This window comes from Shewanella decolorationis (assembly GCF_004354305.1).
Lineage (GTDB): Bacteria > Pseudomonadota > Gammaproteobacteria > Enterobacterales > Shewanellaceae > Shewanella > Shewanella decolorationis.
The window spans coordinates 2,222,731-2,247,776 of sequence record NZ_CP037898.1; the positions used below are offsets into that span (position 1 = coordinate 2,222,731).

The window sequence follows — 25,046 nt, forward strand, 5'->3', positions numbered from 1 at the left end:
GCTAGTTAGCGGTTAACCTTTACCCTAAGTCACCAAATCTAAGTTGCAGCGCGGTAATCGCCGTGAGTGAGGCGGTTTCGGTGCGCAGCACTCGGGGGCCGAGTAACACATCGGTAAACTGGTAGGTTTCCGTCATGGCGATTTCTTCCGCCGATAATCCCCCTTCGGGGCCGATCAGCAGGCGTACACGGGTATGGGATAAGTCTAAGCCATTGATACCGTGCGCCGCCCTTGGGTGCAAGTTGAGTTTGAGTGCGCTAGTCGGTTCGCTACACCATTCCTGTAATTCCATGGCGGGGCGAACGATAGGCACTTGGCTACGACCAGATTGCTCACAGGCGCTGATCACAATCTTTTGCCATTGCTGAATTTTCTTTTCGAGACGCTCACCTGTGAGCTTGACGCCGCAGCGGTCAGAAAACAGTGGCGTAATAGTATTCACCCCTAGCTCAACGGATTTTTGAATGGTGAACTCCATCCGATCGCCGCGGGAAATCACTTGGCCTAAATGCAGGTTGAGGGGCGACTCCGAGGGATTGGCCTCGCAGGACAGCACTTTTACCGTGACCGACTTTTTACCCGAATCGACAATTTCGGCAAGATAATCATGACCATCGCCATTAAACAGGCTAATGTGTTCGCCACTGCCCATGCGTAGCACTTTGCCAATATGGGCTGCGCCATCCTCATCTAAATTCAGCTGTTGATTTACGGCTAATGGTTGAGTTTGATAAATTCTTGGAACTCTCATTGTCGACCTTATTCGGCTAATTGTTGGCGCAGTGGCGGCGCATTACAGGCATTCTGCACAAAGGGATTATGATTACCTTGGATCTGCGCTATGGCGTTATCGCGTTTGCATTCAATAGTATCAACTGGATAGCTTTTATCCCATGCTTTGAACAATTTTAATTGCTGCGAGGCGATTTTAAGGCCATAGGTTTGCTGCATATACAGGTAAGTGCGGGCTATTTTGCCTCGGGCATTGGCGGGCGGCTGGGCTTGGCGATTCTTAAAGTCGATGACCATAGTGCATTGGCCATATTGGTCGGCCTTACCGTTCCATTGGCTAAAACGGAAGTTGCTGCGATCGCCGTTCACCTCACCAATCGCGGGCACCAGATTGTGCATGTCCGCTTCCATTTTATTGAATTCCTTACTGTTATCGGCGCAGTTTTTACGGCCGCCCTTTTGCCAGCATTGTAATTGGTGACCAAACTCCCACGCCGGGACTATATGCTCCCACTCGATACGGTTGGCGCGGGTCTCTTGTTTACGCACTTGATAGCCGCAGCTGTTGAGATCGGGCTTCCAGGATTTGCCCTTTATTTGGATATCACAGCCACAATAAAAACTGACCGCGGGTAACGTGCCCTGACGGCTGCCTTGATATAAGGATTGGGACAATACCTTGGCTTGACTAAAACTACTGGGGTGCGAAGGAGAGGCATGGACCGAGGCCGAAACCGCCAGCCAACTGAATAGGCACAGCAAGGCTTGCCGAGACCTTAAGGCTATCTTGGTGTTGTTCAATATTTATCCCAAAAAGTGATCTGTACTACGCGAGCCTGTGGCTCGTCTCTTATGCCTGAATGGTAAGGGAAATACCGCGCCTTATGCAAATCGCTCGTACTTTTGGCCGAGGATTTTGTGTTTTGCGGATTATTCGGCTGCTTGGGTAAAGGTGAGGTGGGTATGGCAGCGTTTACACAGATAACGGGTTTCGCCACGCAGCACTTTATTATGACGACGGATACTCAACCGAACCGGGCCGCAGGCGCAGCGGTACTCAAAGTCTTTCCCTTTAACCGACTGAGTATCGAAACTGTGGGTGGTATTGGGGCTCACTTTAAACAGCTTGAGCATGATGGATTGCCACTCGCGGCCATGGGGTTTGGTTTTGCCAAAGAGTTGGAAGCAGAGTAAATGGCTGATTTCGTGGGGTACCACTTCGGCTAAAAAGGCTTCGCTGTTTTCCCTGAGTAATACGGGGTTAAAGCGCAGGCGATTCTGTTGCAAATGCGCCGTGCCAGCACTACGTCCACGTAGGGTAAATTGGGTCTGCGGCCGCGCAAATGTGCGCTTAAAGTAGATTTCCGCCTGCTGGTAACAGTCTTCGATGCGTACCAGGATTTGTTGCTGCAGCGGTGTCAGTGGCTTTGGCTGGCGTTGGGGCGTGTTGGCTTTCGCCGTATTGGCCACAGTCGGTGTGATACTCGCGGGTGAGATGGCTTTACGGCGCAGGCTATTGAGTATGGATCTCGGGTTAAACATAGACTTAGGCGTTAACTCTTATTCTGCAAAGCATCAAGTAAACAATATATCTCGCTATTTCAAGGCATCTATTCGGATTTCACGAGTCCAAAGCCCTTATTCTAGATGGCTCGACAAGCGTTTGCATCATAACTAACGCTTGCCGACAATGCCAGTATTGCGCTTGTTACAGGCTCGCTGCGGCCTGCATCACCATAATGCGTACTTGCTCGACAATCGCTTGTTCGGTGGCGTTGTCGTAGCCCTTCACCCTCGGGGTGTGGATATGGCCAACCTTGGCAGGGCTGTTGAACTTTTGCTGTAACACAATGGCGCGGTAGGAAATCTCATTAGAGAGATAACCACCGCCAGAACCTTCGACCGAGGTTTCATTTTGCAGCTCGCTTAGGGAGCTGGCATTAAATTCGCCGCGCGCTAGGGTCGTCACTGTATGGTTGTCGTTGACTTTCCATTGGCCGTCTTTGACCTGCATGGCGGCGACGGGCAGTGAAAATTCAACAAATTCTGGGCCGATAAAGTCTTTACCGTTGAGTTTGGGGGCGACAGGTGCGGTTTTGCTCCCACCTGTATACAGATTTTGGTTATCCGGTGCGGCGGCGCTACGGTTACGGCCGGGGAAGCGTTCAATATCAAAGTCACTTCGGCCCATGCTAACGGTAAAGACAAACTGGGTTTTAGGATCGCGATAAATCGGGCTGAGTAGCGACTCGATAATGCCTTGGTCAAAATCCTCGAAGCGTACCGGGATCATCGCGGTTTCGATTTGGGCTTTTTTGCCGTTGATATCAAACCTAAAACCATCGAGGGCGAGAGCAACCAAACCCGAAGGATTACTCTGGCTGATGTCTTTATCGAGGAAGAAAGGGTCGAATCCCGTTAGGAAGATTTTTATCTGCACATCGTCATCGTATTGGATATCGCTAAAACCGCGAGATGCCTTTTCGACGGCGCTGGCTAAAATCTGCTGTTGCCAATCGGCCATTTTGAAACTAGCACTGTTGTTTTTCAGGCTATTTAACATTGCAAGTCGTGCCCAATAGAGGGATCTGTCGTCAAAGTGCCCTGACTGCACATCACGCACCGCCTGTTGCCACAGTCTGTGTCCCTGGCGCGCGGCAAGTTGGGTTGCATCGCGCTCATTCTTCTGTGCAGATAATTGATTAGCCAAGCCTTCATCCAAGGCTTGATAGCGATTGACCACCTCTGCCATGGCTTTTTCAGCGGTGGGAATGCGGGAAACTTCCACATCTCCTAGGAGTTGTACGGCAGCTGCGGTTTGCACCACTGTGCTGGCGAGGATAAAAGCGAGACTGGGCTTTAACATTGGCGTTTCCTTTTTATTTTAATCACTTATTTTGCTGGAAAAGGGCGATGTTCCTAAGGCGTTCTGGTTTGCTTCATCCTAGAGCGGATGCAACTTATGCCAAAAAGTCACAATGATTGCTTTGAGTATAAGAGTTTACCTAAAGTGATTCGAGGATCTTATTCCTGTTTTGTATATAGATGTTATCTAAGTGGCGTTTTTAGGTTGTGAGTTCGTTTCGTTGACTGCAAGCATTGGCAATCTCTCGCTTTAGCTGCGTGCCTTTTTTCTGCCACAATTGGTCAGCAGTTTGCTAGGGAAAGCGGGCCGAGACAGTGGTAACCTTAACGCCTTATTTTTATGGATTTATTGCCTTGAGCAAGGGGACCTTATGCGTGCATTAGCCTTATCGGCTGTGTTGTTAGTGGCATCGATTATCGGAATGCCTGCGGAAGCAAAAGAGTGGCAAGAAACTCAGAGTTGGAATACTCACTTTACAGAACATAAAACCCAAGGCGTGGTTGTACTCTGGAACGAGAATAAACAGCAGGGATATACCAACGATCTTAAACGGGCGAACCAAGCATTTTTACCCGCATCGACCTTTAAAATTCCCAATAGCCTGATTGCACTCGATTTAGGTGTGGTGAAGGATGAGCACCAAGTCTTTAAATGGGATGGACAGACGCGGGATATCGCCGCTTGGAACCGCGACCATGACTTAATTACCGCGATGAAATATTCGGTTGTGCCTGTGTATCAAGAATTTGCCCGCCAAATTGGCGAGGCGCGTATGAGTAAAATGCTGCAGGCCTTCGATTATGGCAATGAGGATATTTCGGGCAATTTAGATACTTTTTGGCTCGATGGTGGTATTCGGATTTCGGCCATCCAGCAAATCGAATTTTTACGCAAGCTGTACCACAACAAGTTGCATGTCTCGGAGCGGAGTCAGCGCATCGTTAAACAAGCCATGCTGACCGAGGCGAATGCCGATTATATTATTCGGGCTAAAACCGGTTATTCGGTCAGAATTGAGCCCAAAATCGGTTGGTGGGTGGGTTGGGTCGAACTCGATGATAATGTATGGTTCTTCGCGACTAACATGGATATGCCAACTTCAGATGGTTTAGGACTGCGTCAAACCATCACTAAAGAAGTGCTGAAGCAGGAAAAAATTATTCCCTAGAAGTGGTTATTGCATATTTGAGTGAAATAGCCGTCATATAAGCTGTAAAGTTATATGGACAAAATACTTATAGTCGATGTGCTTATCGCTAATGGCTCATGTTTAATTCGGTCAGGCACAATCGACTTAAGCTCCCCGCGTTAACTTTCAGCCTGAGCATTAGCATCACATTCCTAAACGCAAAAAGCCTAGCAAATTCGCTAGGCTTTTGTAATCCCAGAAAAATAGGTGTTCACAATGGTGGTGTGAGTAAAGGCGTGGCGACGTAAGGAAAGGAGAAGACCGCCGTGCTAAAGCGTTTAGCCCATCAAGGATTGCAGGCTTTCTTGGCTACTAAAGCGTTTAACGAAAAAGTCCAAAAAAGCACTGATATTGGTGGCTAATTGGCGACGGCTCGAATACACCCCATACACCTTAAAAGGTTCAATTGGCCATTCTTGTAGTATGGGAACCAGTTGTCCATTCGCCAATTCTGTCTTGCAGGCGGAATTGGACAGCATGGCAATGCCAAAGTCATCTAGGGCTAACTGCTTGACCATTATAGGGCTATTAACCCTAACCTTACGTTGAAAATTTACCATGGTCTTACGCGCGCCTTTACCTAGGGGCCAAATAGGCGCTGAGCGTGACGTACCCAGTAAAATGCCACTGTGCTCACTGAGTTCTTTTGGCGTTGCAGGCGTGCCACGCATTTTTAAATAGGCTGGGCTTGCCACGAGAATCGGTTGGCGCTCGAACAGTAATCTTGCAACAAGATCAGAGGATTGCAGTGGTCCATATTTGATAGCTATGTCATATCCTTCACCCACTAAACCGATATCGTTGTCGGTAAACTGGACATCCAATTCCACATTGGGATATAAACGCATGAATCCGCTACAGAGGTTAGCGATTAATTCTTGGCTAAAAGAGACTGGAATAGCTATCCGTAATGATCCTGACACATCATCATGGGTACTCTCGATAACCGCCTTGGCCGCTTCCACCTCATTGCGAATGGAATCACAGTGTTGATAAAAGAGGGCCCCGACTTGAGTCAGGCTTAAGTTGCGGGTGTCGCGTTGTAATAATCGCACGCCAAGTTCTTCTTCGAGCTGCGCGATTTTGCGACTTATGGTGGATTTTGGGTGGCCTGTTTCACGTGCAGCTTGGGAGAATCCCTTCGCTCTAACTACGGCTGCAAATAGCATCATACCGTTTAAATCTGGCATGTTTTTCCCACTGTCTCATATTTGGAACATAGCGTCTTATGCAGTTTAATGGCATTTGGCGGGATAACAAAGTTATATTTATTGGCTAAAAATTTTCAGAGGCTAAAGCAGAGGATCTTTTGATGACCAGCAATAATCAGCCCACACACATGACTCAAGCCCAAACGCCCGATCCGCTTTTTTTACAAGCCGAGCATTTGGCAAAAGATTTTTCTCTGTTTCCTAAACACAGTAAACAGAGCTTATCAGAAGAAATTAAAGGTCTTTTAAACGATGATGCCATTCAGGCAAATTTAAAAGACTTGGCATCGTTAGATGTCGATGGTTACGTCGCAAAAGTGATCCAGCCGACCCAAGATAAAGGTCGTCCTGGTGCGAAACGTATCATTGCTGACCTGAAAGGTCGCTTGGTTACCGAAACTCACTTGGGCTCTTTCTACAGCGCTGAGGTCGAGCTGAATTTCGGTTCACGTACTCGTCGTATCGGTTTTATTGCCCAAGAGCGTACCACGGCTAACGGCGCTTGGATGCCTGAGCATCACTACGCGGCCTGTAAAGCGATTCGTCACTTTGCCGAATTGTCTATGCCTATCGTTTACCTTATCGACACCCCAGGGGCCGATGCGGGCGAAGTGGCCAACAGCCAAAACCAAGCTCATTCTATTTCTAAGGCGATCGCTGAGAGTGCCAACGTTGACGTGCCGACAGTCGGTATCGTTATCGGTGCGGGTTACTCGGGCGGTGCGATTCCATTAGCGGCGGCCAACATCCTGTTATCGCTGCGCGATGGTATTTTCAACACCATTCAGCCACAAGGTCTGCAGAGTATTGCACGTAAGTACAACCTGTCATGGCAGGAATGTGCTAAGTCTGTGGGCGTGTCTCCAGAAGAGCTTTACACCGCGGGTTGTATCGATGGCATCATCGATTTCTCTCCAGGTGACCGTGACGAGCGTCAGCACAATTTACGCCGCGCTATCATCAGCAGTATCGAAGCGGTTGAACGTGCAGCCATCAACTTTGTGCGTGAATCTAAAGATTTACGTGAGCACTATGACCGCAGTTTAGCGCGTTTCCTCAACCCATCTAAAAATCTGATGGCGTTAGAGTTAAACGCGGAATTGGCTGTAGCAACTAGCCCAACTAACCATCACAACCTGTTTGGTAGTGCTTACCGTTACCTGCGTTATTTAACGCTGCGTAGCCGCATTCATTCAATCTCTCAGGAGCAATACGGACGTTTGTCACGTGTTAGCGTGCCTGAAGGTGACTTGTTAGCACGTATCCAGCAAGAGCAAGACCGTGTATTCCAAGCTTGGTTATCAAGCCCTGATAAGCTGGTTTACGATGAAGATCTAAACAAGCTGTGGGCGAACTTTATTGCCAAGCGCGATGAAGTGTCTACCGAGCGTAACATGCTGACGCGTTTGATTTTGGGTGAACCAAAAGAGAACTACAAAAAAGCACGTAAGGCGCTGTTATTTAACATCGGTTGGTCTCTATATCACCGCTGGAAGAGCAACGCGGCAAACAACTTCAAGGGCTTAATCCAGCACCTTGAAAATCTGCCAAAGTCAGTGACTCAAGCCAAGTGGCCTGAACTGAATCAACTGACTGTGCTCGATGTGGTTGTGAACGACGAACTGCGTGAAGACTTCATTTGGCAATGTCATAACATCCTGATCTTTAACTCACTGTACGACAACGTTGTGGGCAGCTTAGCGTCTATCGCGAAAGAAGCCATGATGTCTAAGAGCTTGTCGCGCAATTCAGTGAACAACCTGCTGCACAAGTCAATTGACCATGCGCTGTCGACTCAGGATACCGCTAACGATAAAGCGAAATTCTACAAGTGGCTTAAATATTTTATGAGCCAATCTAACCGTGCCGACTTGCTGGTGCGTGTAGAGCAGTGGAAGAGTGTGGGCTTCCCACAACTTAACGACAGTTTATTCGTTATCCTGACTTACTTCTTCGAGCGTTTACTGCCTGAATACTTCGACAGTGAAAGCGATACCAGCAAGTATACTGGTGCGATTAACCCTGTGCGTATCGGTCGTCGTAAGGACTTCTGGAACCGCTTGACCATGGGTTATCAGGACTTACTGATCCAAAAAGTATTACGTGATGAAAAACGTGCCGGCAAGATGACATGGGAAAATGTGATTAAGCAATTCTTCACTCATTTTGAAGAAATCAATGGCGACAAAATGTCAGCCAACTTACTCAACTTCCCTGGTTTCCGTCTCTCAATCGAAGATGCGTTAGATAAAGGTATTCGTCCTTGCGGTCTGATCACCGGTATTGCTGACTTTAAAGAGAAAGGTCAAAAAGTTCGTGTGGGTGTAGCTGTGTCTAACACTGCATTCCAAGCGGGTGCCTTCGATATGGCGAGTGCTGAGAAATTCTCTGCGCTGCTGATCGAGTGTGCTAAGCGTAAGCTACCTGTTGTTTGCTTTATCAGCTCTGGCGGTATGCAAACCAAAGAAGGTGCGGCGGCACTGTTCTCAATGGCTGTTGTGAACGACCGTATCACTCGTTTTATCCGTGACAACGAATTGCCAGTACTGATGTTTGGTTTTGGTGACTGTACCGGTGGTGCACAGGCGAGTTTCGTGACTCACCCATTAGTGCAAACCTACTACCTGTCTGGTACTAACATGCCATTCGCGGGTCAAATGGTGGTTCCTGCTTACTTGCCTTCGACTTCGACACTGTCTAACTACTTGTCGAAAGTACCAGGTGCAATGGCGGGCTTAGTCCACAACCCATTTAGCGAAACCTTAGATAATCAATTGGCGAGTATCGATCCTCTGATGCCAATGCCAACGGCGAAGATCAATGACGTGATCATCAACGCCCTATCAACACTGGTTGTTGAAGCGCCTGTTGAAGAAGAAGTGATTGTCCAAAACGACCCACGCAAGTTAATGAAACCAATTAACAAAGTATTGGTTCATGCCCGTGGTTGTACCGCTGTTAAGTTGATCCGTAAGGCTCACGATAACAATATCAACGTGGTATTAGTGGCGTCAGATCCTGACATGACCGCCGTACCTGCGGATATGCTGAAGGACTCAGACAAGTTAGTCTGCTTAGGGGGTAACACCTCTGACGAAAGTTATCTGAACGCTTACTCAGTGTTGAAAGTGGCCGAATACGAGCAAGTTGACGCTCTGCACCCAGGTATCGGCTTCCTGTCTGAAAGCCCACAATTTGCGGCATTGTGTGTGAACAATGGGGTTAACTTCGTTGGTCCTAGCGTGCATTCAATGACGACTATGGGTAACAAGTCGAACGCGATTAAGACTTCACAAAGCCAAAACGTACCAGTAGTACCAGGTTCACACGGTATTCTGACGAACGCAGAGCAAGCGGTGAACGTGGCTAATGAAATTGGTTACCCAGTGCTGCTTAAAGCGGTACAAGGCGGTGGCGGTAAAGGTATCCAGGTCGTTAAACGTCCTGAGGATATGATTGGTTTATTCCAAAAAACCTCTACCGAAGCGGCTGCGGCCTTTGGTAACGGCGACCTGTACTTAGAGAAATATGTAACCTCACTGCGTCATATCGAAGTGCAGTTACTGCGTGACAAGTTCGGCAACGCTAAGGTGCTGGGTTTACGTGACTGTTCAGTACAACGTAACAACCAGAAAGTGGTTGAAGAATCTGGCTCAACTATGCTGCCAGAAGAACTGAAGAAACAAGTGCTGGATTACACCCGTGCTTTAGGTGATGCGACCGATTACATGGGCGCAGGTACCGTTGAGTTCATCTATAACTTAGATGCGAACGAAGTGTACTTCATGGAAATGAACACCCGTCTGCAGGTTGAGCATCCAGTAACGGAAGCGACTTCTGGTATCGATATCGTAAGCGCGCAGTTTGATATCGCGGCTGGCCGTTCTATCGAGAACCTCGAGCCGAAAGAAATCGGTTATGCGATGGAAGTGCGTGTGACTGCAGAAAAAGCAGCATTGGACAGCCATGGTGTACTGCAACTGATCCCAAATCCTGGCAAGATCACCGAATGTGTATTCCCAGATCATCCAGATGTGGAAATCATCTCGATTGCCGCCCCAGGTAAAGAAGTATCGCCATACTACGACAGCTTAATCGCTCAGGTGATTATGCGCGGTGAAAACCGTGAAGACGTTATCGCGAAACTGCACGCTTACTTAGATAGCGTAGTACTCAAAGGTATCGCGACTAACATTCCATTGCTGAAACTAATCCTAAGCGATGGCACCTTCAAAGAAGGCGTATACGACACTAACTACCTGCCACGCTTTATGGCTGAGCTCGACATTCCAGCGCTGATCGCTGAAATGGAAGCGGCTGCCGAAACCGTGGGTGTAGACACTGAGTCACTGCGTGTTGGTGAAAGTAACGAGCTGAAAGTATTAGCCCAAGGCGCAGGTATTTTCTATACCTCTCCTGCTCCAGGCGAACCTGATTTCGTGAAAGAAGGTGATATTGTGACTGCAGATCAGACGCTTGCGTTAACTGAAGCGATGAAGATGTTCTCACAAGTGAACTTAGCCGGCTTCAACCGTCAAGGCGCTGTACTGTACCCAGAAGATAAGAAGTACCGTATTGAGCGTATTCTGAACAGCAATGGTCAGCAAGTATCGCAAGGTGACTTACTCTTCGTGGTATCGCCCGTAGAAGACTAATCTGTCAAGCAGTCTGCTTAAACGTAATACCCGCCAATTGGCGGGTATTTTTTTGCGCCCTAGAGCCAAAGTTCGAGTCTTGGATTATTTACACGCATAAGTTTGGTGTATTGGTATTATCTTAATATCACGTATACAATTTTTTTACCTTAACTAGGCAAATGACTGCGGGTCTTTGAGACGTTACATGGGTTACAGATTCTGGATTATTTTCCTCTGTATATGCTCACCTTTATCTGTGAGTGCAAATCGTTTGGCTGCAAGTAATTTAAAAGCCGATGATTCACTTAATAGTACTCAATTAGTTCGCTATTGCGTCGATCCCAATTGGCTACCCTATGAAGCCATTCGTGAAGGGAAGCATGTTGGGATTTCATCGGACTATATTCGTTATCTTGAATCGCATTCATCACTAAAATTCAGTTTGGTTCCTACCTCCTCATGGACCGAAACCCTAAGTTTTTTGCAATCAGGGCGTTGTGATTTAACTCCATTACTGAATAAAACGGTTTCCCGGGAGCAGTTCCTGCATTTTAGTCATGTATATTTTCGCTCTCCCAATGTACTCGTTTCCCTTAAGGATCAACCCTTTTTACAAGGATTTGAAAATATAGGCTCGCGCACACTCGCTGTGCCTAAGGGGTATCGTTTGGCAGAATATATTCAGCATTACTACCCCAGCGTCCGCACCATAACGGTTGCGAGTGAGCCTGCAGGACTTGAAGCCGTTTTAGATAAAAGAGTCGATCTTTTTGTTGGGTCAATGTTTTCGGTAAACGCCTATATTCAGCAAACGGGATTTAACCATCTTAAAATTGCGGGATGGGGCGGGCCAGAAGATGAACTGCGTGTGGGGGTGGGCTTAGGTCATGAGGGGCTGCTGCCGATTATTAATCAAGTCCTAGATAATGTTGACGAGCTTGAGCGGATTAGGATTTATCAAAAATGGAATAATATTGCGATCATAGATGAGACAAATTATTTACTTATTTATCAAGTGATTGCTGCAACCTTGTTGGTGATCTTCTTACTTGCAATCCGTACTTATACTATCAGTCGTTACAACCGCCGTTTAACCGATAAAAACCAGCAACTTGAGGTTTTACGTTTGCAATTAGAGCAGAGTAATGCCGAGCTTGAGTTTTTATCCACCCATGATCCGCTGACTAAACTTTATAATCGACATTATTTTAACCGCCAGTTTGTGCACGACAATCGGTTAACTCTTTCCCCTGAAAGTTCCATTTGCTTAGTGATGATAGATATCGATTTTTTCAAAGAGATCAATGACACTTTAGGGCATTCGATTGGCGATAGTATTTTAAAGGAATTATCAGAAGTCTTACAGCACTGTGTGCGCGAAAGTGATGTGGTTGCACGCTGGGGCGGGGAAGAGTTTGTGATCCTCTGTCACCAAACATCTGTCGATGCCGTTAAATCATTGTGTCAGCGAATAGCCTTTGCTATCAAAGAATATCAATTTAGTGGTGATGTGCAGCTTACCTGTAGTTTTGGTATTGCCAAATTAGCCGCAAATGAACCTATGCAGTCGTGTTTTGAACGGGCAGACAAAGCCTTGTATCAGGCTAAAGCTCTGGGGCGAAATCAGGTTTGCGTTGATGAGACCCACCTCTAGCAGGTGTTGAGCGTGATGAATAAACCGGATTTTTAATGCTCATGGTGAATTTTATTCGGAAATCGAGGTTTTTATCCTACAAACCCTGCTCATCTAACCTATTTTCACGGGAATATAGCCAATAGGCGCATCGTCTGAGGGCTAGTTTTTTGCGATTAATGCACCGTTAAAGCACGGAAAAACATCAATATCAGTAAAAACACACTTATTTTTAAGGTTTTTATTAATTGTTTGAATATTGAGCTAAATTTTTTTATTTAATTGTTTTCAAATATTTTTCTGATTTTTTTTTAATTTTTTCCGCGACTTTATCGTGAAAAATTGCAAGAGCCATTTGCGCGCAGCGGGGTTCCAATTTACAATATGCGCCTAAAATAATCTGATGTGCGGTGTGTCGGTGGTTTGTCGCATACTCCGTCTACTTCTTAAACTAATCATTAAAGTTGAATCATGACCGAATTATCCAAATACAGAAACATTGGTATCTTCGCTCACGTTGACGCGGGTAAAACCACGACCACCGAGCGTATTCTTAAGCTAACCGGTAAAATCCATAAGATCGGTGAAGTTCACGATGGTGAATCAACAACTGACTTCATGGTTCAGGAAGCTGAGCGCGGTATTACCATTCAATCAGCTGCAGTAAGCTGCTTCTGGAAAGAACACCGTTTCAACGTTATTGACACCCCTGGGCACGTTGACTTCACCGTTGAAGTTTACCGTTCTCTGAAGGTTCTTGACGGCGGTATCGCTGTATTCTGTGGTTCTGGTGGTGTTGAGCCTCAATCAGAAACTAACTGGCGCTATGCTAACGAATCTGAAGTTGCTCGTATCATTTTCGTAAATAAGTTAGACCGTATGGGTGCTGACTTCTTACGTGTTGTTAAGCAAACTAAAGACGTTTTAGCTGCTAACCCACTGGTTATGGTTCTGCCAATCGGTATTGAAGACGAGTTCTGCGGTGTAGTTGACCTGTTAACTCGCAAAGCTTACGTATGGGATGATTCTGGTGTTCCAGAAAACTTCGAAGTGAAAGATGTTCCTGCGGACATGGTTGACTTAGTTGAAGAATACCGTGAAATGCTGATCGAAACTGCCGTTGAGCAAGATGACGAGCTGTTAGAAGCATACATGGAAGGCGAAGAGCCATCTATTGAAGATCTGAAGCGTTGTATCCGTAAGGGTACTCGTACTATGGCATTCTTCCCAACATTCTGCGGTTCTGCATTCAAGAACAAAGGTATGCAACTGGTTCTTGACGCGGTTGTTGACTATCTGCCAGCGCCAAACGAAGTTGATCCACAACCTTTAACTGACGAAGAAGGTAACGAAACTGGCGAATACGCTATCGTTTCTGCTGACGAGTCATTAAAAGCATTAGCGTTCAAGATCATGGACGACCGTTTCGGTGCCCTGACCTTCGTACGTATTTACTCTGGCCGCCTGAAGAAAGGTGACACCATTCTTAACAGTGCAACTGGTAAGACTGAGCGTATCGGCCGTATGTGCGAAATGTATGCAAACGATCGTATCGAAATTGAATCAGCTGAAGCTGGTGACATTATCGCTATCGTGGGTATGAAGAACGTTCAAACTGGTCACACTCTGTGTGATGTTAAGCACCCATGTACTCTGGAAGCCATGGTGTTCCCAGAGCCAGTTATCTCTATCGCAGTAGCGCCAAAAGATAAAGGCGGCAGCGAGAAGATGGCTATCGCTATCGGTAAGATGATCGCTGAAGATCCATCATTCCGCGTAGAAACTGACGAAGATTCAGGTGAAACCATCCTTAAAGGTATGGGTGAACTGCACTTAGACATTAAAGTGGACATCCTGAAGCGTACTTACGGTGTTGAGCTGATCGTGGGTGAACCACAAGTAGCATACCGTGAAACCATTACTCAAATGGTTGAAGACCAATACACCCACAAGAAACAATCTGGTGGTTCTGGTCAATTCGGTAAGATCGAATACATCATCCGCCCAGGTGAGCCAAACTCTGGCTTCGTGTTCAAGTCTTCAGTTGTTGGTGGTAACGTTCCTAAGGAATACTGGCCAGCAGTTGAGAAAGGCTTCGCGAGCATGATGAACACAGGTACTATCGCTGGCTTCCCAGTGTTAGACGTTGAGTTCGAACTGACTGACGGTGCTTACCACGCAGTTGACTCTTCAGCAATCGCGTTCGAAATCGCTGCTAAAGCGGCATTCCGTCAATCTATTGCTAAAGCTAAACCACAACTGCTTGAGCCAATCATGAAAGTTGACGTGTTCAGCCCAGAAGACAACGTTGGTGACGTAATCGGTGACTTAAACCGTCGTCGTGGCATGATCAAAGACCAAGTTGCTGGTGTAACTGGTGTTCGCGTTAAGGCTGACGTTCCGTTATCAGAAATGTTCGGTTACATCGGTTCTCTACGTACTATGACTTCAGGCCGTGGTCAGTTCTCTATGGAGTTCTCTCACTACAGCCCATGTCCAAACAGCGTTGCGGACAAAGTTGTTGAGCAAGTTAAAGAGCGTAAAGCTGCTGAAGCTAAGAAGTAATTCTTAACTTCCTCTAATTAGAAACCGCTGTTAAGCCAAGGCTTACAGCGGTTTTTTTATGGACGATGCTTGTTGACGGTTGACGGTTGACGGTTGACGGTTGACGGTTGACGGTTGACGGTTGACGGTCAAAGATTCAGCATTCAGCATTCAGCATTCAGCATTCAGCATTCAGCATTCAGCATTCAGCATTCAGCATTCAGCATTCAGCATTCAGGCTTTCTGTTTGCTTAATTCCAGTAACGCATTGGCCGCAGGGGTTAAAGGCAGATTTTGCCGCCAAATCAGTGCTAAATCCCAGGTTAATGCGGGTTGCATGGGTCTAAACAACAACTTACTGGTGCTGAGTTTTTGGCAAATGGGTTCGGGTAATATGGCAAGCCCCATATCGGCTTCGACCATGGTCGCCAGAAAATCCCATTGACCACTGCGAAATGCGATATTCAATTGCACTCCAGCCTTGCGACTCAGGCGACTGATTAGCTTAGCCAAGGAGAAATCTTCGTTATAGAGAATAAAGGGATAGGGTTCAAAATCCTGCCAGCTGAGGTGAGATTTAGCAGCAAGCGGATGTCCTTCAGGTAAGCAAGCTAAGAGCGGGTATTTAGTCAGTGGTTGGTTAACCAACTCAGTCTCATGGGTGGTTGGCAGCGCGGTAAAGGCGATGTCTAAGCTGTTATTCAGCAGCGCTTGTTCACAACCAAAGCCGCCGTATTCATACATTTGCAGCTCAACCCCGGGATAGCGTTTCCGGTAACTGGTCAGTAGTCCGATAATTAAACTGCTCATCATAGGGCAGACGCCTAATCTTAATCGTCCCGTTTTTAGTCCGCTTAAGTTACTCATATCCTCCTGCAATCTATGCCATTGACCGAGGATCTCCCGCGCGCTGTGCTCAAAGATTTGACCAGCTTGGGTCAACTCGACCTTTTGATTGTTTCGGATAAGCAGCGTTTCTCCTAAGCTCTCTTCGAGCCTTTGGATGATCTTGCTGAGCGTAGGCTGGGTGATAAAGCATTTTTCCGCGGCTCGGGTGAAGTTTTCCGTTTCGACTAAGGTCAGAAAACATTGCAAGGTCTTGATTGGAATGTTCATGCTTAAATGGAATCCATTGTATGGCGTTAATTCATTTTACTGATGATGGCCTAAGTATTACTTTGAGCTTGTTAACAGAAAAGGGGAATAACCAATGAAATCCACATCGAGTTTATGGGTAGGTGCTTTGTGGCAGGCGGCGATGCCTGAAGCAAAGAATGTGCAAACTGCTAAAGCGGCGCAAACCAGATTAACGGCTCCAGCGGGTGATTTGCATAAAGCAAAACAACAAGTAAACCCAGCCTAGGCTGGGTTTTTACTTTTAGGTCGTTTCTTATTCGCTTCATCTTCAAGCCAGTTTTCTTTCCCTGATTTCCTATCTTATTGCACAGTTGTTTTGTCTCTGCATTTCACTTTCTTCGCCTAACTCTTCAGTTTTAGCTGCGCTCTTAACACTATGCTTTAAACACTGAACGGGCAAAGCTTAGCGCTGAGGTTTTATTACGGAGAATAAAAAGCCACTGGGTTAGCAGTGGCTTTGGTGGGCTGGGAAGTGCTGTGTTATTGATTTGAGAACTTATTCTCGACTAAAGGCGCCTTGTTTTCTGCCTGTGCCACGTGGCACTGGGTGCAGAAATAGTTATGGCCATTGAGCGTGCCTTTATCGTCGATAACGTGGGATTTCGCCACTGGCGTAGCCTTCATCCGTGGGGCTTTATCCCAGTTGTGGCAGGTTAAACAGCCATTCTTATCCATAGTGATTTTGTAATCATCCTTATGGGGAATGAGTGGCGGTTGATCGGTAAAGCTGCGCTCTAACGCCTTGCCACGGCTTGGGTAGATGGGCATGGCATCAGCAGGGCGAATATCGGTCACCGCGCTATCGCCGGCGAGGGATTTAATGTTTACGGGTGTGGCTTGCGTGTCTGCTTGTTGGCCTGAGCAGCCGCCGATGGCTAATACAATCGCAGCTAAGGTGAGTATTTTTTTCATTGGTCATTCTCCGCCTTGGGGGCAATGTGTTGACGAATTGGTGAAGTGGTTAATGGCGACTGACAATCGGTCGAATCGCCTGTACTAAGTTGAGCCTGACAGGCCGTAAAGCGTGTTTGATAGCGAAATACGCGTTGTGCGCAGACATCGATACAGCGACCGCATTGGGTGCAGTCAGGGCTAGTGATCACCGGGTTTTGCCCTTTTAACGCCGGCTTTAATACCTGGCGCTCGGGGCAAACAGCAAAGCAGTCCATGCAGTTATCACAGGCACTGGCTTTGCTGGCGACGATTTTGATGGGGCTCCATTTGCCGATTAAGCCAAACAGGGCGCCTGTTGGACACAGGTGACCACACCACGCGCGCTCGGCGATAAACAGATCCAGCAGAAATATCGCCGCTAAGATCCATAAACCACTGAGACTGCCAAATAACACGGCGCGATAGACTAAGGGGACAGGGTTAATCCATTCCCAAATCAAGTTGCCCGTGAGCAGTGGCAATAACAGCACGAGTGCCAGCAGGTAATAACGTAAATTGCGCGGTAACTCGCTGCTGCGAGGAAGGTTCAATTTACGTCTGAGCCAGCTTGCGGCATCGGTAACCAGATTGACTGGACACACCCAACTGCAAAACACCCGGCCACCAGCGAGGGCATAAAACAGTATGATCAAAGCTGCGCCTATCAGTAGGCTAAGCTCGGGAATATGCCCGCTAATGAGCATTTGTAAGCTCACTAGTGGATCGGCAAAGGGAATAGTATCGAGCAGTAAACTGGCCGATAAATTTCCCTTAAATAGCCAAATTCCCAAAAGTGGCCCCAGTGCAAATAGGCCTAATAAGCCAAATTGCACTGCGCGGCGTAGCAGCAAATATTTGTGTGCGCCAAACCATCCGAGTTCTGCTATGGCTGCGGCATGTTCGCCTGGCATGTGAGCCTTAGCTTTTGAGTTCACCTTCTGGTTATTCATAGACTTGTTGCTCATAACGTCAGCCCCTTATTCAACATCTCTAAGGTGGTTTCCTCAGTGTTGATATAAGTGTCATGCGCCGCCGCTTTACCGAGTGCAAGAGCGGTCGGTAACACCTTAATCGCGGCCGTGTCGAGCACGCAGGCATGCTCGCATTTACCGCAACCCGTGCAGGTATCGCTGTTGACTGTGGGTAAAAACATCGCGTGGTGATCGCTATGTTGATTGCGTTGGCGTTCTAAGGTGATGGCGTTGTCGATTAACGGACAAACCCGATAACAGACGTCACAACGTAATCCCTTAAAGTTAAGGCAGTTTTTCTCATCGATCAGTACCGCAACCCCCATCTTAGCGTCGCTAATTTGCTCAAGTTGAGGGTCAAGCGCGCCCGAAGGGCAGGCTTTGATGCAAGGAATATCTTCACACATTTCGCATGGAATGCGTCTTGCGGTAAAGAATGGTGTGCCAGTGGCTGCACCATCGAACCAACGTGCCAGCGATAGGGTGTCGTAGGGGCAAGCCTCGACACACAAACCGCAACGCACACAGGCTGAGAGAAAATCACTTTCTTCAAGGGCTCCGGGCGGTCTGCAAGCTTGGGGGGCGAGTTGGCCTTGGCTTTTTGCCGTGGCCGTCAAGCCTAATCCCACGAGCCCCATCACGCAGCCAGCCTTAGCCGTCGTGGCCAAAAATTGGCGACGGTTGACTTGCTTGACTGTGAATGGACTCTTCACTTGCTGACTCACCTTAGACTCCTTAATCGCTTTCAAATACGCTTATCGCTATCAAATGAGGCTTAGGCCTTCATCACTTTTACGGGACACTTTTTAAAGTCAGTTTCTTTTGACAGTGGATCGGTCGCATCCAGAATCAGCTTGTTAACTAACTGACGCGCATCGAAGAAGGGCATAAACACCACGCCGCGTGGAGGTTTGTTACGGCCTTTGGTTTCGACACGGGTTTTGACCTCACCACGGGGAGACGCGACTAGCACTTCATCACCACGTTGTAGACCACGGGCCTTAGCGTCTTCAGGATGCATAAAGATTTGTGCATCGGGGTAAGCGCGGTACAGCTCAGGTACACGGGCGGTCATCGAACCTGTATGCCAGTGTTCGAGTACACGGCCGGTAGACATCCACAGATCGTATTCTTCATTTGGCTCTTCTGCCGCAGGTTCGTAGGGCAGGGCGAAAATCACCGCTTTGCCATCGGGTTTGCCGTAGAACTTGTAGCCTTCACCTGCCTTCACATAGGGATCGCTACCTTCCACGAAACGGCGCAGGGTTTCCTTGCCCTCAACCACTGGCCAACGTAGGCCGCGGGTTTCGTGGTAACGGTCAAAGTCGGCTAAGTCATGGCCATGGCCACGACCGAAGGCGGCGTATTCTTCGAAAATGCCTTTTTGTAGATAGAAGCCAAAGTGCGCGCTTTCATCGTTCAAGTCGCCCTTACAATCTGTGGTTGGGAACTTGTTGATGACGCCGTTGGCAAACAGCACTTCATAAAGGGTTTTGTCAGCGTATTCAGGCTGTTTAGCGATAAGCTCAGCAGGCCACACTTCAGACACTTTAAAGCGTTTTGAGAATTCGACTAATTGCCATAGATCCGACTTAGCACCTTCAGGCGCTTTGACCTGTTGATGCCACATATGGGTGCGGCGCTCGGCGTTACCGTAGGCACCTTCTTTCTCAACCCACATGGCGGTGGGCAGAATTAAGTCGGCAGCCATGGCGGTGACGGTTGGGTAAGGATCGGATACCACGATAAAGTTTTCTGGGTTACGGAAACCGGGGTAAATTTCATCGTTGATGTTCGGACCCGCCTGCATATTGTTGGTGCACATGGTCCAATAGCAGTTGAGCTTGCCATCTTTAAGCATGCGGCTTTGCAGCACGGCATGGAAGCCAGGTTTTGGCGGAATTGTGCCTTCTGGTACCTGCCACAGTTTTTCTGTAATGGCGCGGTGTTTATCGTTAGCCACTTCCATATCCGCAGGTAAGCGGTGGGCGAAGGTGCCGACTTCACGGGCGGTACCACAGGCCGAAGGTTGGCCCGTTAAGGAGAATGGGCTGTTGCCTGGGGTGGCGATTTTACCTGTGAGTAAGTGGATGTTGTAGAGCATGTTGTTTGCCCACACGCCACGTACGTGTTGGTTGATCCCCATGGTCCACAGACTCATGACTTTGACCTTAGGATCGGCATAGGCCTTAGCTAAGGTTTCTAATTTTTCAGGCTCTACCCCACTCATTTTCGCCGCATATTCCAGCGTGTAAGTGCTGACGAACTTAGCGTATTCATCGAAGCTGATAGGGCTAGATTTACCATTGCCTGGGTTTTTGGCTTTCTTCTCTAACGGATGATCTGGGCGCAGACCATAACCGATATCATCCACACCAAGGGCAAACTTAGTATGTTTAGTCACAAAGTCGGTATTCACGGCTTTGTGTTGGATGATGTAGTTAGCAATAAAGTTGAGGATCACTAAGTCTGACTGTGGGCGGAACACCATTGGGTTGTCCGCTAAGTCGAAGCTGCGGTTCTCGAAGGTGGATAGCACATGTACGCGGCAGTCTTTGTGGCTTAAGCGGCGGTCGGATAAGCGCGCCCAGAGGATCGGGTGCATCTCGGCCATGTTAGCGCCCCAGAGCACAAATTGGTCGGCGGCTTCTAAGTCATCGTAACAGCCCATCGGCTCGTCGATACCGAAGGTACGCATAAAGCCACCCACGGCCGATGCCATACAGTGACGGGCGTTAGGGTCGATATTATTGGTTAAGAATCCGGCCTTATGTAATTTTGAGGCGGCATAACCTTCCCAGATGGTCCATTGGCCCGAGCCGAACATACCGACTGATGTTGGTCCCTTAGTGGCGATGCTGTGTTTCCACTTAGCGGCCATAGTATCGAAGGCAACATCCCAACTTACAGGGGTAAACTCGCCTTCTTTGTGGTATTTACCATCTTTCATGCGTAGTAATGGTGTGGTTAATCTGTCCTTGCCGTACATGATTTTCGACAGGAAGTAACCCTTAATACAGTTCAAGCCACGGTTTACTGGGCTTTCGGGATCGCCCTTAGTGGCGACGACTTTACCCGCTTTGGTACCGACTAATACGCTACAACCCACACCGCAAAAACGGCAGGGAGCTTTATCCCACTTAATGTTATCTGACTCGGCGGCTTCGACCATTTTAACGGGAAGCGTGACGCCAACGGCCGTGGCAGCGGCAACCGCTGCGTTAGCCTTGAGAAACTCGCGGCGGCTAATGCTCATAGTGTTTCCTCACTCTTTTTTTCTAACAGTTCTTGTTCTAGGGGTTCTACTTGGTGGTAAATCAAACTGGCGGATAACACGCCGGACAGGGCATTGATGGCTTCAACATTGTCTAGAATGGCTTTTTGGCTATTCCCTTCGAGGGTAATAACAAACTTGCCCTCGGGTGAAATGGCGTGGATATCGCAGCCTTTTAACGCAGCAATATCGGTCTCAACCTGTTGCAAGGCATTAGGGGCGGCATGTACCACGAGGCTGGTGACATGGTATTCCTGACTCATAGCGGTAACCTTTATCTTGAGATTCACTCAGTTGTTCCAGCAACAAATCGCTACAACTAAATGTGGATAACTGCGAGTCTAGACCTGATAAAAAATGTGGGTATACCTCACAAGAGGTATTGGAGGGGATAGTCGATCGGGATCAAAGTTTTGCGCGTGATCTAACTCTCAGTTTGAAATTTACACAATTCCTATCCCTTTGGAGAGGGAGACTGCAAGTGAGTTCTGCGGGGGGATTTAGCCTATAAATATTGCCATTGTTTGAGCACTATGACCGCGGGTTTAGCATTGTCCTCACCTAAGTCGGCGGCACCTAATGCGTTGTCATAGTGGATTTTTCCATTACCCGTTGCTGTGATGGATTTGCCCCTAACCGAGCCGAAAATCTCAGGGCCGCCAGGGAGATGGACCTTAGATTTGGGGGCGTAGAGCGCGGCATAAATTGGCACATTACCGCTGACGGTGACATCCTTATCCGAGCCAGAAAAAATAGACAGTGGTGGCTTGTTACTGTCGGTTAGGGTTTGTCCCTTAATATTGTTACCGTTGTTTGTCCCCGCCGTAAAGGCGACTTCACCGCCCACAAACAGCGTAAGGCTGGAACCTGGGGCAATATTCAGCTGATTTGAGCCACTCATCTTAAAGTCACCTTTGACTATCAGGGTGACATCGCCGCCACTGATATTCAGCACCCCATCGCTACTCATGACTAAGCTGTCGAGGTTAAATACCGGGGTGTCATTACCGAAAATATTTTCCGACGTGGGGGTAAGGCTGGGGAAATAATCACCTTTCCAACTAAGTTCGGTCTTACTCGATCCTCTAGGCGTGATAGTAACATTGGCGTTGGAATCAATAATACGGGCACCATTATTGGGCATCTTAAAGCCACCCATCACAGCGCCAATATCCAATGGATCGCAGGATTTTGTCGGCACGGGCGGTACATTGGGGCGGGCGTTGACTAAGTTGCCAATCTGGCTGTCCCGATGAAAGTTACCGTCGCCGCCATATTGCAATGTGCCATTGACTTGGGCACTGGGCGCCGTGGCGGCATTGTTATTGGCTTTGACCGAACCTTCGACCGTGCCACTATTGGCCAAGTTAAAGTTATTGCCCGCCGCAACATTGCCACCGATGGTGCCTGCGCCTAGGGTGACATCATTATTAGCTTGAATGCTGCCGTGGATATCCGACGAGCCGGTAAGGGTGACGCTGCCAGTGGCGCTGACATTGCCGTAAATTAGCGCGTTGCCCGTGAGCGTGATATTGGCATTGGGCTCAATGGTCGTGACGTTACCTTTGCCATGTTGATTAAGCTCACTGCCACCTTGGCCATTACTGATGCTGTCGCCATAGGCGCCTTTGCGGGAATCGTAGCCATCGATGCTACTGCTGCCAGTTAAATTTAAGCTCTCGCAGGACACAATCGCATCATTGAATATGCTATTCCCCTGACCACCTTGCAGTGTGAATTGGGCGTTAAGTTTAGCCTCACCCTCTAAATGATTGCCACGACTGTCGAGGCTAAGATCGGCCCCGGCGATTTGGCCGTTTTCGAGGGCATAGCTGCTGCCTTCGAGGCTGCCATCGGCTTCGGCGGGGAGTTGCTCATATAAGGTTTGCAGGCTTTGGTTGGGTGTTTGTTTGAGCTGGTTTTTGAGCTGATTGTAGCTCTCGTGCATTCCCTGTTCGGCGAGTAGCTGCGCATTGACCTGCTTTTGAAAGTTACCACTCAGTCGCTCTTGCACGAGATTATCCCTGAGCGACGTGACCACCAGCAAACTCGCTAACAGACTGAAGACCAAGACGATAAGCAGTACCGCGCCATGTTCCTTGTTACCTAGAGCTGGTCTTAGATTATCCATTATGGCTTCCTTGCTTTATGGGTTCTGTTGGCTGTTGAGGGCTTGTTGCCATAGGGGCTTACGCAGGGCGATATCGAGCTGGATCCCTTGGCCATATTGCGCGGGGAGTTTTTCTGGCTTGAGTACTACTGTCACCAGTTCGCCATTAAGTGCAAAGCGGGTCGCTTCTAGCCCCGTGAGTAATACCTGGGCGCCATCGCCGTCGTCGCAGCTCAGATTGGGGGCGTCAAAACGGTAGGTTTCGTTGTAATCGCTGGTTTTGCTGGTTCCTAAGCAAGTTAAACTCGGCTGGGCTGGGGATGCTGCAACTGCGAGCACTAGCTCATTAGAGCTGAGGGATACGATACTTGATGCACGTTTAACACTTTTGCTGAGGCTAAGGGTGGCGTACCTCAGCGCATCGGCGGCGTCTTCTAGGCGTTTACTTTCTTCCACTGTGGCTTTGAGCGGGGCGAAAAAATTGACCACGGCCAGCATAATAATCAGCCCAAGCACCATAGCGATCATTAGCTCAGATAAGCTAAAGCCTGCTTGTTGTTTTTTCGCGCTTAAGGACATAACTACACCTGGCATAAGTGCGGAAAACTGGCGTTGAGGCTTACGCTGTTATTGTCCTCAATGCGGCCGTCCTGCCAAGTGACAGTGATGGGCATAGTGTCTTGATAAGTGTTCGGTAGCACTAAGGTGTAGCCGCTGGGCATATCTTGGCTGAGGCTGGCCCTAAAATTGACATCCTCAAAGCGCGCGGGTTGGCGCTGAATATCGCAGATCCTCGGCCAGATCCTTTCAATGGCATTCTGTGCTTGAATGGTGGCGACCGTATACTGGAAGCTGTTGGTCGCATGCTGCAATGAAGATAGCTGCGCTTTGCCTAGCGCCAGTAGCGAAGTGACCGACACCATTAACGAAATCAGTACTTCGGTCATGGTAAAGCCTTGTTGTTTATTGCTTAGTTCTGTTATGCGCATGCCGCCTCCTGTAGATAACTTTGCCCGCTTGGCAAGATGCACAGATTGAGCGTTTCACCTTGGGTGTTTTCGAGGCTCATCTGGGTTTTAGTGGTGTTGCCTGTAGCATTGATATTGAGGGTGTTAAAGCCATCGATACTGACGCCGCGGTTCGATGGGCTAAAGACCTTAAGTTGTTCCTGATTGCTGATGACCAGCCAGCGCCCATCTTCAGTCGCTTCGAGTGTCACCGCCTGATTGCGCTTGATGGCTTCGCCGCGGGCGAATTTGTAACAGGAAATCAATTCATTTGCGGTGGTGGTGAGGCTTTCTCTGGCGATCAGATCCCGATAGGAAGGTAGGGCGAGGCTCGCCAAGATACCTATGATGGCGATAGTGACCAGCAATTCAACTAAGGTGAACCCCGCAGTAGTGCGTGTCATCTTAGTGGGTCCAGCAATGGGTTGCGGGGGTGCGTACGCCTTTGTGGTCGAGGCTTAAGGTGCCGCAGGAGTCAGACTGACGGCTTGTGGGCACGGCCTTGAGGCTAAAACCTAATTTATCCGCCGTGGGACTGTAGCTGAAACTGTAATAGGCACTGTTGGTTAAACTCTGCGAATCGGGATACAGACCGTTGCGGGAATAATGGCGCTCTAGCGCTTGGGCACTACTGACGAGATATTGCTGTGCATCGAAGCGTCGACCTTGTTTTAAGTACTCATTAAACGATGGGATAGCAATGGCGGCAAGAATGCCAATAATGGCGAGGGCGATCATCAGTTCAATCAGGGTAAACCCTTTACCTAAAGCGCTCATCCACCCCTCCCAGTGTTATTGAACT

Annotated in this window: 21 protein-coding genes; 5 read left to right on the top strand and 16 right to left on the bottom strand. The window is 48.2% G+C overall.

Features of this window, described 5'->3' with window-relative positions:
- Window positions 1-19: 19 nt before the first annotated feature.
- The 4 genes from rsmE to EYR25_RS10170 all read right to left on the bottom strand — a co-directional run bounded on the left by rsmE (window position 20) and on the right by EYR25_RS10170 (window position 3,598).
- The gene (rsmE, locus tag EYR25_RS10155) at window positions 20-751 is read right to left on the bottom strand and encodes a 16S rRNA (uracil(1498)-N(3))-methyltransferase (protein ID WP_133179843.1); all 732 of its coding nucleotides are present in this window, start codon (window positions 749-751) and stop codon (window positions 20-22) included.
- Window positions 752-759: 8 nt separating this feature from the next.
- On the bottom strand, window positions 760-1,536 hold the full coding sequence (gene endA, locus EYR25_RS10160) for an endonuclease EndA (RefSeq protein ID WP_133179845.1): 777 nt from the start codon (window positions 1,534-1,536) through the stop codon (window positions 760-762).
- A 126-nt stretch (window positions 1,537-1,662) separates the two neighbouring features.
- Window positions 1,663-2,274 carry a SprT family zinc-dependent metalloprotease gene (locus tag EYR25_RS10165; protein ID WP_133179847.1) on the bottom strand — a complete coding sequence of 204 codons (612 nt, stop codon included), beginning with the start codon at window positions 2,272-2,274 and terminating at the stop codon, window positions 1,663-1,665.
- 166 nt (window positions 2,275-2,440) lie between these two features.
- Entirely contained in the window at window positions 2,441-3,598 is a 1,158-nt protein-coding gene (locus EYR25_RS10170) for a periplasmic peptidase c15 superfamily (RefSeq protein WP_023266850.1), read from the bottom strand.
- A gap of 370 nt (window positions 3,599-3,968) precedes the next feature.
- Here EYR25_RS10170 and EYR25_RS10175 point away from each other — a divergent pair, with 370 nt between their 5' ends.
- On the top strand, window positions 3,969-4,766 hold the full coding sequence (locus EYR25_RS10175; RefSeq protein ID WP_133179849.1) for an OXA-48 family class D beta-lactamase OXA-1435: 798 nt from the start codon (window positions 3,969-3,971) through the stop codon (window positions 4,764-4,766).
- 299 nt (window positions 4,767-5,065) lie between these two features.
- Here EYR25_RS10175 and EYR25_RS10180 read toward each other — a convergent pair whose 3' ends face one another.
- Entirely contained in the window at window positions 5,066-5,977 is a 912-nt protein-coding gene (locus EYR25_RS10180; protein ID WP_133179851.1) for a LysR family transcriptional regulator, read from the bottom strand.
- Window positions 5,978-6,099: 122 nt separating this feature from the next.
- Between EYR25_RS10180 and EYR25_RS10185 the strand changes: the two genes are divergently transcribed.
- From EYR25_RS10185 to fusA, 3 genes are all read left to right on the top strand, one after another.
- On the top strand, window positions 6,100-10,653 hold the full coding sequence (locus tag EYR25_RS10185; RefSeq protein ID WP_133179853.1) for an ATP-binding protein: 4,554 nt from the start codon (window positions 6,100-6,102) through the stop codon (window positions 10,651-10,653).
- A 187-nt stretch (window positions 10,654-10,840) separates the two neighbouring features.
- Window positions 10,841-12,289 (top strand): diguanylate cyclase, encoded by a 1,449-nt coding sequence (locus tag EYR25_RS10190; RefSeq protein ID WP_133179856.1) that lies wholly within the window; start codon window positions 10,841-10,843, stop codon window positions 12,287-12,289.
- Between the two features lie 450 nt (window positions 12,290-12,739).
- The gene (gene fusA / locus EYR25_RS10195) at window positions 12,740-14,833 is read left to right on the top strand and encodes an elongation factor G (RefSeq protein ID WP_133179858.1); all 2,094 of its coding nucleotides are present in this window, start codon (window positions 12,740-12,742) and stop codon (window positions 14,831-14,833) included.
- Between the two features lie 213 nt (window positions 14,834-15,046).
- Here the strand turns inward: fusA and EYR25_RS10205 are convergent, their stop codons facing one another.
- Complete coding sequence (locus EYR25_RS10205) at window positions 15,047-15,928, bottom strand: LysR family transcriptional regulator (protein WP_133179860.1); 882 nt, start codon at window positions 15,926-15,928, stop codon at window positions 15,047-15,049.
- A gap of 94 nt (window positions 15,929-16,022) precedes the next feature.
- Here EYR25_RS10205 and EYR25_RS10210 point away from each other — a divergent pair, with 94 nt between their 5' ends.
- Window positions 16,023-16,175 (top strand): hypothetical protein, encoded by a 153-nt coding sequence (locus EYR25_RS10210; RefSeq protein ID WP_011621497.1) that lies wholly within the window; start codon window positions 16,023-16,025, stop codon window positions 16,173-16,175.
- Window positions 16,176-16,429: 254 nt separating this feature from the next.
- Here EYR25_RS10210 and napB read toward each other — a convergent pair whose 3' ends face one another.
- The 10 genes from napB to EYR25_RS10260 all read right to left on the bottom strand — a co-directional run bounded on the left by napB (window position 16,430) and on the right by EYR25_RS10260 (window position 25,021).
- Window positions 16,430-16,861: a nitrate reductase cytochrome c-type subunit NapB gene (gene napB, locus EYR25_RS10215; RefSeq protein ID WP_133179862.1), complete on the bottom strand. Its 432-nt coding sequence runs from the start codon at window positions 16,859-16,861 to the stop codon at window positions 16,430-16,432.
- Window positions 16,858-17,847, bottom strand: coding sequence for a quinol dehydrogenase ferredoxin subunit NapH (gene napH / locus EYR25_RS10220; protein WP_133179864.1), 990 nt, complete (start codon window positions 17,845-17,847; stop codon window positions 16,858-16,860). Before napH ends, napB begins: the two co-directional genes overlap by 4 nt.
- Complete coding sequence (gene napG, locus EYR25_RS10225) at window positions 17,844-18,578, bottom strand: ferredoxin-type protein NapG (RefSeq protein ID WP_088210212.1); 735 nt, start codon at window positions 18,576-18,578, stop codon at window positions 17,844-17,846. The genes napH and napG overlap by 4 nt, the downstream gene beginning before the upstream one ends.
- A gap of 50 nt (window positions 18,579-18,628) precedes the next feature.
- The gene (gene napA / locus EYR25_RS10230; protein WP_133179866.1) at window positions 18,629-21,109 is read right to left on the bottom strand and encodes a nitrate reductase catalytic subunit NapA; all 2,481 of its coding nucleotides are present in this window, start codon (window positions 21,107-21,109) and stop codon (window positions 18,629-18,631) included.
- Entirely contained in the window at window positions 21,106-21,390 is a 285-nt protein-coding gene (locus tag EYR25_RS10235; protein WP_023266838.1) for a chaperone NapD, read from the bottom strand. Before EYR25_RS10235 ends, napA begins: the two co-directional genes overlap by 4 nt.
- A 242-nt stretch (window positions 21,391-21,632) precedes the next feature.
- Window positions 21,633-23,258, bottom strand: a complete 1,626-nt coding sequence (locus EYR25_RS10240) for a DUF7305 domain-containing protein (RefSeq protein ID WP_133179868.1) — start codon at window positions 23,256-23,258, stop codon at window positions 21,633-21,635.
- A 15-nt stretch (window positions 23,259-23,273) separates the two neighbouring features.
- Window positions 23,274-23,816: a PilW family protein gene (locus EYR25_RS10245; protein ID WP_133179870.1), complete on the bottom strand. Its 543-nt coding sequence runs from the start codon at window positions 23,814-23,816 to the stop codon at window positions 23,274-23,276.
- Window positions 23,817-23,818: 2 nt separating this feature from the next.
- Window positions 23,819-24,226, bottom strand: a complete 408-nt coding sequence (locus EYR25_RS10250; protein ID WP_133179872.1) for a type IV pilus modification PilV family protein — start codon at window positions 24,224-24,226, stop codon at window positions 23,819-23,821.
- Window positions 24,217-24,648, bottom strand: a complete 432-nt coding sequence (locus tag EYR25_RS10255; protein WP_133179874.1) for a GspH/FimT family pseudopilin — start codon at window positions 24,646-24,648, stop codon at window positions 24,217-24,219. Before EYR25_RS10255 ends, EYR25_RS10250 begins: the two co-directional genes overlap by 10 nt.
- Before the next feature lies 1 nt (window position 24,649).
- The gene (locus EYR25_RS10260) at window positions 24,650-25,021 is read right to left on the bottom strand and encodes a type IV pilin protein (protein WP_133179876.1); all 372 of its coding nucleotides are present in this window, start codon (window positions 25,019-25,021) and stop codon (window positions 24,650-24,652) included.
- Between the last annotated feature and the right edge of the window lie 25 nt (window positions 25,022-25,046).

Coding starts and splice junctions, on each gene's coding strand:
- EYR25_RS10255 (WP_133179874.1), bottom strand. CDS start 24,648: ATGACACGCACTACTGCGGGGTTCACCTTAGTTGAATTGCTGGTCACT.
- EYR25_RS10190 (WP_133179856.1), top strand. CDS start 10,841: ATGGGTTACAGATTCTGGATTATTTTCCTCTGTATATGCTCACCTTTA.
- EYR25_RS10235 (WP_023266838.1), bottom strand. CDS start 21,390: ATGAGTCAGGAATACCATGTCACCAGCCTCGTGGTACATGCCGCCCCT.
- EYR25_RS10205 (WP_133179860.1), bottom strand. CDS start 15,928: ATGAACATTCCAATCAAGACCTTGCAATGTTTTCTGACCTTAGTCGAA.
- rsmE (WP_133179843.1), bottom strand. CDS start 751: ATGAGAGTTCCAAGAATTTATCAAACTCAACCATTAGCCGTAAATCAA.
- EYR25_RS10170 (WP_023266850.1), bottom strand. CDS start 3,598: ATGTTAAAGCCCAGTCTCGCTTTTATCCTCGCCAGCACAGTGGTGCAA.
- EYR25_RS10185 (WP_133179853.1), top strand. CDS start 6,100: ATGACCAGCAATAATCAGCCCACACACATGACTCAAGCCCAAACGCCC.
- EYR25_RS10245 (WP_133179870.1), bottom strand. CDS start 23,816: ATGTCCTTAAGCGCGAAAAAACAACAAGCAGGCTTTAGCTTATCTGAG.
- EYR25_RS10210 (WP_011621497.1), top strand. CDS start 16,023: ATGAAATCCACATCGAGTTTATGGGTAGGTGCTTTGTGGCAGGCGGCG.
- napH (WP_133179864.1), bottom strand. CDS start 17,847: ATGAGCAACAAGTCTATGAATAACCAGAAGGTGAACTCAAAAGCTAAG.
- EYR25_RS10260 (WP_133179876.1), bottom strand. CDS start 25,021: ATGAGCGCTTTAGGTAAAGGGTTTACCCTGATTGAACTGATGATCGCC.
- EYR25_RS10165 (WP_133179847.1), bottom strand. CDS start 2,274: ATGTTTAACCCGAGATCCATACTCAATAGCCTGCGCCGTAAAGCCATC.
- EYR25_RS10175 (WP_133179849.1), top strand. CDS start 3,969: ATGCGTGCATTAGCCTTATCGGCTGTGTTGTTAGTGGCATCGATTATC.
- EYR25_RS10240 (WP_133179868.1), bottom strand. CDS start 23,258: ATGGATAATCTAAGACCAGCTCTAGGTAACAAGGAACATGGCGCGGTA.
- EYR25_RS10180 (WP_133179851.1), bottom strand. CDS start 5,977: ATGCCAGATTTAAACGGTATGATGCTATTTGCAGCCGTAGTTAGAGCG.
- napA (WP_133179866.1), bottom strand. CDS start 21,109: ATGAGCATTAGCCGCCGCGAGTTTCTCAAGGCTAACGCAGCGGTTGCC.
- EYR25_RS10250 (WP_133179872.1), bottom strand. CDS start 24,226: ATGCGCATAACAGAACTAAGCAATAAACAACAAGGCTTTACCATGACC.
- fusA (WP_133179858.1), top strand. CDS start 12,740: ATGACCGAATTATCCAAATACAGAAACATTGGTATCTTCGCTCACGTT.
- napB (WP_133179862.1), bottom strand. CDS start 16,861: ATGAAAAAAATACTCACCTTAGCTGCGATTGTATTAGCCATCGGCGGC.